At 30.4% G+C, this 6,510-nt stretch carries 8 protein-coding genes; 5 read left to right on the top strand and 3 right to left on the bottom strand.

From position 1 onward, the window contains the following. The coding region (locus VLM92_RS02425; protein ID WP_325274762.1) for an amino acid--tRNA ligase-related protein at window positions 1–504 on the top strand (504 nt) is incomplete at its 5' end. 50 nt (window positions 505–554) lie between these two features. Here the strand turns inward: VLM92_RS02425 and VLM92_RS02430 are convergent. Then, window positions 555–800, bottom strand: coding sequence for a small, acid-soluble spore protein, alpha/beta type (locus VLM92_RS02430; RefSeq protein ID WP_325274763.1), 246 nt, complete (start codon window positions 798–800; stop codon window positions 555–557). Window positions 801–953: 153 nt separating this feature from the next. On the opposite strand from VLM92_RS02430, the gene VLM92_RS02435 reads away from it, so the two are divergent. Beyond that, complete coding sequence (locus tag VLM92_RS02435; protein ID WP_325274764.1) at window positions 954–1,247, top strand: metal-sensitive transcriptional regulator; 294 nt, start codon at window positions 954–956, stop codon at window positions 1,245–1,247. A 12-nt stretch (window positions 1,248–1,259) separates the two neighbouring features. Next, window positions 1,260–1,712, top strand: a complete 453-nt coding sequence (locus VLM92_RS02440; protein ID WP_325274765.1) for a SoxR reducing system RseC family protein — start codon at window positions 1,260–1,262, stop codon at window positions 1,710–1,712. Window positions 1,713–1,753: 41 nt separating this feature from the next. Here the strand turns inward: VLM92_RS02440 and VLM92_RS02445 are convergent, their stop codons facing one another. Next, a complete protein-coding gene (locus VLM92_RS02445; RefSeq protein WP_325274766.1) occupies window positions 1,754–2,212 on the bottom strand; it encodes a threonine/serine exporter family protein in 459 nt (152 codons plus the stop codon). Then, window positions 2,212–3,000, bottom strand: coding sequence for a threonine/serine exporter family protein (locus tag VLM92_RS02450; RefSeq protein ID WP_325274767.1), 789 nt, complete (start codon window positions 2,998–3,000; stop codon window positions 2,212–2,214). The genes VLM92_RS02445 and VLM92_RS02450 overlap by 1 nt, the downstream gene beginning before the upstream one ends. 306 nt (window positions 3,001–3,306) lie before the next feature. On the opposite strand from VLM92_RS02450, the gene glyA reads away from it, so the two are divergent. Together glyA and VLM92_RS02460 are read left to right on the top strand one after the other, a co-directional pair. Next, complete coding sequence (glyA, locus tag VLM92_RS02455) at window positions 3,307–4,569, top strand: serine hydroxymethyltransferase (RefSeq protein ID WP_325274768.1); 1,263 nt, start codon at window positions 3,307–3,309, stop codon at window positions 4,567–4,569. 209 nt (window positions 4,570–4,778) lie between these two features. Further along, entirely contained in the window at window positions 4,779–6,152 is a 1,374-nt protein-coding gene (locus VLM92_RS02460; RefSeq protein WP_325274769.1) for a TRAP transporter large permease subunit, read from the top strand. Window positions 6,153–6,510: the final 358 nt, after the last annotated feature.

Consider the following 6,510-nt stretch of genomic DNA (forward strand, 5'->3'; position numbering starts at 1 on the left):
TATAACATGTTATGGGTGACTGAATTCCCAGTATTTGAAGAAGATGAAGAAACTGGAAGAATGATAGCTAAGCATCACCCATTCACATCTCCACTAGACGAAGATATAGAAAGATTAGAAGGAGATGATAAAGCATCTTTAAGAGCTAAGGCTTACGATATAGTTATAAATGGATACGAAGTAGGTGGAGGAAGTGTTAGAATATTTAATGCTGATGTTCAACAAAAAATGTTCAAGGCATTAGGATTCTCACAAGAAGAAGCTCAAGAGAAATTTGGTTTCTTATTAGATGCTTTCAAATATGGAACTCCTCCTCATGCAGGTATAGCATTTGGTCTTGATAGACTTGTGATGATACTTGCTGGAACTAATAACATCAAAGATGTTATAGCATTCCCTAAAAACCAAAGTGCTGTTTGTCCGATGACAAATGCTCCAGCAGTTGCTGAAGAAACTCAATTAGAAGAGTTAAGCATAAAGGTTGATATAGCTGATAAAGAATAGTTAATATAAATAAAAGCCTAATTCTTAGTATTAAGGATTAGGCTTTTGAATTATTTTTTAGAATTATATTGATCTAGTAAAATTTGTTCACCCATTTGTACTAACTCTCTGCTCATCATTCCACCAACTTGTTCACCAGCTAATACATTTTTAGCTTGGCCTTCTAGAGTTCCTTGAGGAGCATTACTTTCGATTTTATCATTAGTCATATTATAGTTATATCCAAGTTCATTAGCTATCTCCATTTTAAGACTATTTAAAGCCTGTTTTGCATTAGTTTTAGATTGTATATCCATATAAAAATCCCACCTTTTCAAAATTATCGTATAATAATATAATTTACATAATGAAAAATATTTATAACAGATAACGATAAAAAAATAACTAGTGTGCAAGGTTTTCAAAAAATAAGTTATAATATTATATATCACTTAATATGAGGTGGATTAATGGATGAAAAAAAATTATCAAAATTAAATGACAAAGATGCTCTTATGAGAAGGCTTAAAAGAATTGAAGGACAAGTTAAAGGAATTCAAAAAATGTTAGATGAAGAAAGATATTGTGTGGATATATTAGTTCAAATATCTGCGATAAGGTCTGCTATAAACAAAGTAGGTACAATGATCTTAGAAAACCATGTAAAGGGATGCGTTTCAGAAAGTTTAAGAAATGGAGAAAATCAAAGCAGTGAAAATATGATAAATGAACTTATAGAAACTATAAATAAGTTTACTAAATAAGGGGGAAGCGTAATGGAACAACAAGGGTATATTGTAGAAATAGTTGATAAAAAAACTGCTAAACTTAAGATGCAACGTCATTCAGCGTGTGCATCTTGTGGTAAATGTGCAACTACATCAGAGAAAAAAGACATAATAGTAGAAGTTGATAATACCATAGGAGCATGTGTAGGAGATAAGGTAAAAGTTAACATGGAAACTGTAAATGTTTTAAAGGCAGCAACAATAGCATATGTATTACCTTTATTAGCTCTTCTTGTTGGAACGATAGCTACTTATTTTATATTAGGTTTATTTAAAGTAAGTGGCAACAGAGAAGTTATAAGTGGAATAGCAGGGATAGCTTTAATGTTATTATCTTTTGCAATCTTAAAGAGAAATGATAAAAAATTTAGAGATAGTAGAGAATATATACCTGTTGTTACAGAAGTGGTATTAAAAAATGGATCAGAGATTAGATTATAAATTTAAGAAATAATATAATTTAAATTAAAGAAAAAAAGCTGCTATTTAGCAGCTTTTTTCTTTAATTTAAATATACTTATAGTTCGAGCTAATGAAGTTATTACTAATACTCCAAGTGCAATAGCTCCTCCTACGAATAGAACATCAGCTCCGGTAGAAATTGCTAAATCATAATTCTTTTGAACTAGATATAACATAGTATTATACATTCCAAGCCCTGGAACTAAAAGTATAATGCCTGGAATTACAAATAGTATAGCTGGTTGTTTCAACTTTCTAGCTAATATTTCACTAAGCGTTGATACAACAGCAGCTGCAACAAAGTTAGCTAATATAGAATTAGAAGAAATTTTCATTAAGTAGAAAAATATAGCCCAACCGATACCACCAGTTATACCTGCTGGAAGTAAAGATGACACAGGAGCATTTAGAAATACTGAAAAACCTACTGTAGATAAAGCAGAAAATAAAAAATGCATATAAACAGGCATATCTGTCATTAGAATACACCTCCTACTCTAAGCCATATATCAAGAATAAGCCCAACACCACAAGCAATTGAAATAGCAGTCATACCTGCATCAAAGGCACGAGCAACCCCAGACATTAAGTCTCCAGATATTAAATCACGAATTCCTTTTATAAATGATACTCCTGGAAGTAGTGGCATTATAGAACCAACTATAAGCATTCTAGGTGTATCTAAAAATCTAAATTGAGTAAGTAAAACCCCTGCAGTTGCTATTAAAACTGATGCTACTAAACTAGAAAAAGCTGGTATTGAGCTGATTTTCATTATCTTTTTAAAAGACATAACTGCTAGTATAGATGTAATAAAAGTAAACAGGAAGTTTACTATATTATTTCCCCCTAATAAACAAGCAAAAGATGCTGATGCAAATCCAGTACATAAATTAACTAAGTAAGGTGGATATGCACTTACTGCATTTAATTGTTTAAGTTCTTTTATAGCATTTTCAATAGACAAATCAGGATTATTTACGAACTCTCTAGAAAAATTATTTAATAAAGAAATTTTATTTAAATTTATAGATCTACTTTTAATAGTTTTCATAAAGGATAAACCATCAAACCTTTCATCTGAAATTATTATTACAGTAGGAGCTGTAAAAACATTTATATGATGAAAACCTCTAGACTTACAAATTCTAAGAATGCTGTCTTCAACACGATATGTTTCTGCACCATTTGATAACATAAGTTCACCAAGGAATAGTGCTAATCTAAGTACATCTTTTTTATACTCTTGACTATATTCGATATTCATTGTTCATAAAACACCTCCAAAATAAAATTAATATAATGATTATATCAAATTTTACAATATATGTTCATTATTAAATAAAAATAATATATCAATAAAATATAATGTTAATATTTTATTGGCTTAAGATAGACTGATAAGTTTAAATGGTTACGTTAGTATGCATAGGATAATTGAAAACTTTATATTATTTTAAGACAATTATCAAAATATAAGGGCTAATTATATATAAATATGAATATATATATTGTGTACATTTATAGTTTATTTTTCCTAATTAATAAACTTTTATTATAGGAGGTTTTATATATGTTTGAAAATTTAAAAAAAGCAGATCCCGAAGTTTATGCAAGTATGAAAAGAGAGTTGGTAAGACAACAAAGAAATATAGAATTAATAGCATCGGAAAATATTGTATCAGTACCAGTTATAGAAGCTATGGGAAGTCATTTAACTAATAAATATGCAGAAGGGTATCCATCAAGAAGATATTACGGGGGTTGTGTACATATTGATGAAGTGGAAGTTTTGGCAATTGAAAGACTAAAGAATATATTTGGTGCAGAACATGCTAACGTACAACCGCATTCAGGGGCTAATGCAAATATAGGTGTTTACTTTGCAATACTTAAGCCAGGTGATACAGTTCTTGGTATGAATTTATCTCAAGGTGGTCACTTAACTCATGGTTCACCAGTAAATATATCAGGTAAATATTTTAATTTCTATGAATATGGAGTGAGTAAGCAAGATGGACTAATAGATTATGATGAAGTAAGAAAAGTTGCACGTGAAATAAAACCTAAATTAATAGTAGCAGGAGCAAGTGCATATCCAAGAGAAATAGATTTTAGAAAGTTTAAAGAAATAGCTGATGAAGTAGGAGCTATGCTTATGGTGGATATGGCTCATATAGCAGGGTTAGTTGCAGCAGGATTACATCAAAATCCATGTGAAGTAGCAGACTTTGTAACTAGTACTACTCACAAAACATTAAGAGGACCTCGTGGAGGAATTATACTTTGTAAAGAAAAGTATGCTAATGCTATAGATAAAGCTATATTTCCAGGAATTCAAGGTGGACCACTTGAACATATAATAGCATCTAAAGCAGTTTGTTTTAAAGAAGCTTTAAGTGAAGAATTTAAAACGTATCAAAAACAAGTAGTTAAAAATTGTAAGATATTAGCACAAGAACTTATAAAAAGAGATTTTAAATTATTAAGTGGAGGTACTGATAATCATTTAATATTACTAGATTTAACTAATAAAAATGTAACAGGAAAAGAAGCTGAATATAGATTAGATGAAGCTTATATTACTGTTAATAAAAATTCTATACCAAATGATCCAAATGGAGCGAATGTAACAAGCGGGATAAGAATAGGTACACCATCTATAACTACAAGAGGTATGGTAGAAGAAGATATGGTAGTAATAGCAGAAGCTATAGATTTATGCTTGACATACGATAATAACGAAAAAGCAAGGGAGTTAGTAATTGGATTGACTAATAAATATCCTTTATATGAAAAATATAATCTTATGGATAACTGTTTAATTACAAATTAGTAAATGATATTGAAAAGGTGGATTTTATAGAAATTCATCTTTTTTTTTTACTATTTGTAGTTATATAAGAATTTATTGATAAAGATAAATAAATTAATATAGGGAAATTAGTTGATAAAATTAAGTAAACAATAATCATAAAGGTTTAGGAACAACTTTATTTAAAGTTCATATAATATTATTATCAAAAAGTAAAGGGGACAGAGATTATGACTTTAACAGGAGCACATTACATCTATATAGCGTTTATGTTCATTATATTAATAGCAATGTTAATGAAAAAAGACATTATAGTACCATGTGTTTTAGGTGTATTTTGCCTAGGATTATTTTATAAGCATAGTACAATAGGGGCAGTGAGCGCAGTTTTTAATTCATTTATTATAGCTTTAGGGGAACTTGGTCCAATTATATTGATAATAGGGGTGATGGTAGCTTTATCAAAGAGTTTAGAAGAAAGAAAAGCTATAAATTATATGGTAAAGCCATTTTCAAAGGTTATAAAAAACCCGACTACAGCGTTCTTTGTAGTAGGTATAGTTATGATGTTATTATCTTGGTTCTTCTGGCCAACTCCAGCAGTTGCTTTAGTAGGAGCGATATTTTTACCAATAGCTATAAATGCAGGACTACCGGCAATAGGAGTTGCAATAGCGCTTAACTTATTTGGTCACGGATTAGCCTTATCTACAGATTTTATAATCCAAGGAGCTCCAAGTATAACAGCAGGAGCCGCAGGTATACCAGTTGGTGAGGTTGTAAATGAAGGGATAATATTATTTTGGGTAATGGCAATAGTTACAATATCAACGTCATTTTATATGTTAAGAAGAGACATAAAAAATGGGATGTTTAAAGATGAGCTTTCAAAAGTAAGTCATGAAGAAATAAAAGAATTTAGCCCGAAAGCTAAAATAGCAACAGTACTAGTATTAATAGGATTTTTAGCAGATATAATGTGCATGTATGCATTTGACCTTAAGGGTGGGGATGCATCAGCGTTATTAGGTGGAACAGCAGTGTTTTTATTAGTGATAATAGATATAATAAATGATGGTAAGAAAGGATTAGAGAAAATCTGTGAACATATAACACAAGGATTTACCTTTGGAATAAAAATCTTTGCAATAATTATACCAATAGCAGGATTCTTTTATATGGGAGAAGTAGCACCGCTAACAAGTGTATTAGGTGAGGTGCTTCCAGCAGGTTCTCAAGGATTATTATCAGATACAGGTATTGCATTAGCTCAAGCAGTTCCTTTTAATAAATTTGCAGCAGCGAGTATAGAAACTGTAGTAGGTGCAATAACAGGACTCGATGGATCTGGATTTTCAGGTATGTCTTTAGCTGGTTCACTTGCAGCAGTATTTGGAAGTGCTACAGGATGTAGCGTTGGAGCGCTTTCTGCACTAGGTCAAATAGCCGCTATATGGGTAGGTGGAGGATGTTTAGTTCCTTGGGCACTTGTATCAGCAGCTGCAATATGTGGAGTAAGCCCAATAGACCTTGCCAAAAGAAACTTTATTCCTGTAATAGTAGGATTAGTAGTAACTACCTTAGTGGCAGTTTTGATTATATAATTTGAATAAAAAGGTAATTACAAATATATAATATGTATTTGTAATTACCTTTTTATATTAGTAATATTATTAGAATTTTAACGAATATTAAAGTATTTTAAATTTTTTAAAAATAATTTTTCGAAAAAATATCGAAAAAAATTAAAAAAGTATTGACGATGTCAATTATAGATGATAAAGTATTACTTGTCCTTAAGAAAAGGGCAAACAAGAAAATGAACTTTGAAAATTAAACAGTAGGTTAATTTATAGAATTGAAACAAACCAAACAAACAAAGCCAGATATATAACAGTATCTGAGCCCGTTAAACTTTTATTTGAGAGTTTGATCCTGGCTCAGGATGAACGCTGGCGGCGT

The sequence above is a fragment of the Romboutsia sp. genome (assembly GCF_035470145.1).
In the GTDB taxonomy this organism is placed as follows: Bacteria; Bacillota; Clostridia; order Peptostreptococcales; family Peptostreptococcaceae; genus Romboutsia_D.

What these genes read in the sequence shown, in the direction of transcription:
- VLM92_RS02430 (WP_325274763.1), bottom strand. Translation starts at nt 800, where the DNA reads ATGGATATACAATCTAAAACTAATGCAAAACAGGCTTTAAATAGTCTT.
- VLM92_RS02435 (WP_325274764.1), top strand. Translation starts at nt 954, where the DNA reads ATGGATGAAAAAAAATTATCAAAATTAAATGACAAAGATGCTCTTATG.
- VLM92_RS02440 (WP_325274765.1), top strand. Translation starts at nt 1,260, where the DNA reads ATGGAACAACAAGGGTATATTGTAGAAATAGTTGATAAAAAAACTGCT.
- VLM92_RS02445 (WP_325274766.1), bottom strand. Translation starts at nt 2,212, where the DNA reads ATGACAGATATGCCTGTTTATATGCATTTTTTATTTTCTGCTTTATCT.
- VLM92_RS02450 (WP_325274767.1), bottom strand. Translation starts at nt 3,000, where the DNA reads ATGAATATCGAATATAGTCAAGAGTATAAAAAAGATGTACTTAGATTA.
- glyA (WP_325274768.1), top strand. Translation starts at nt 3,307, where the DNA reads ATGTTTGAAAATTTAAAAAAAGCAGATCCCGAAGTTTATGCAAGTATG.
- VLM92_RS02460 (WP_325274769.1), top strand. Translation starts at nt 4,779, where the DNA reads ATGACTTTAACAGGAGCACATTACATCTATATAGCGTTTATGTTCATT.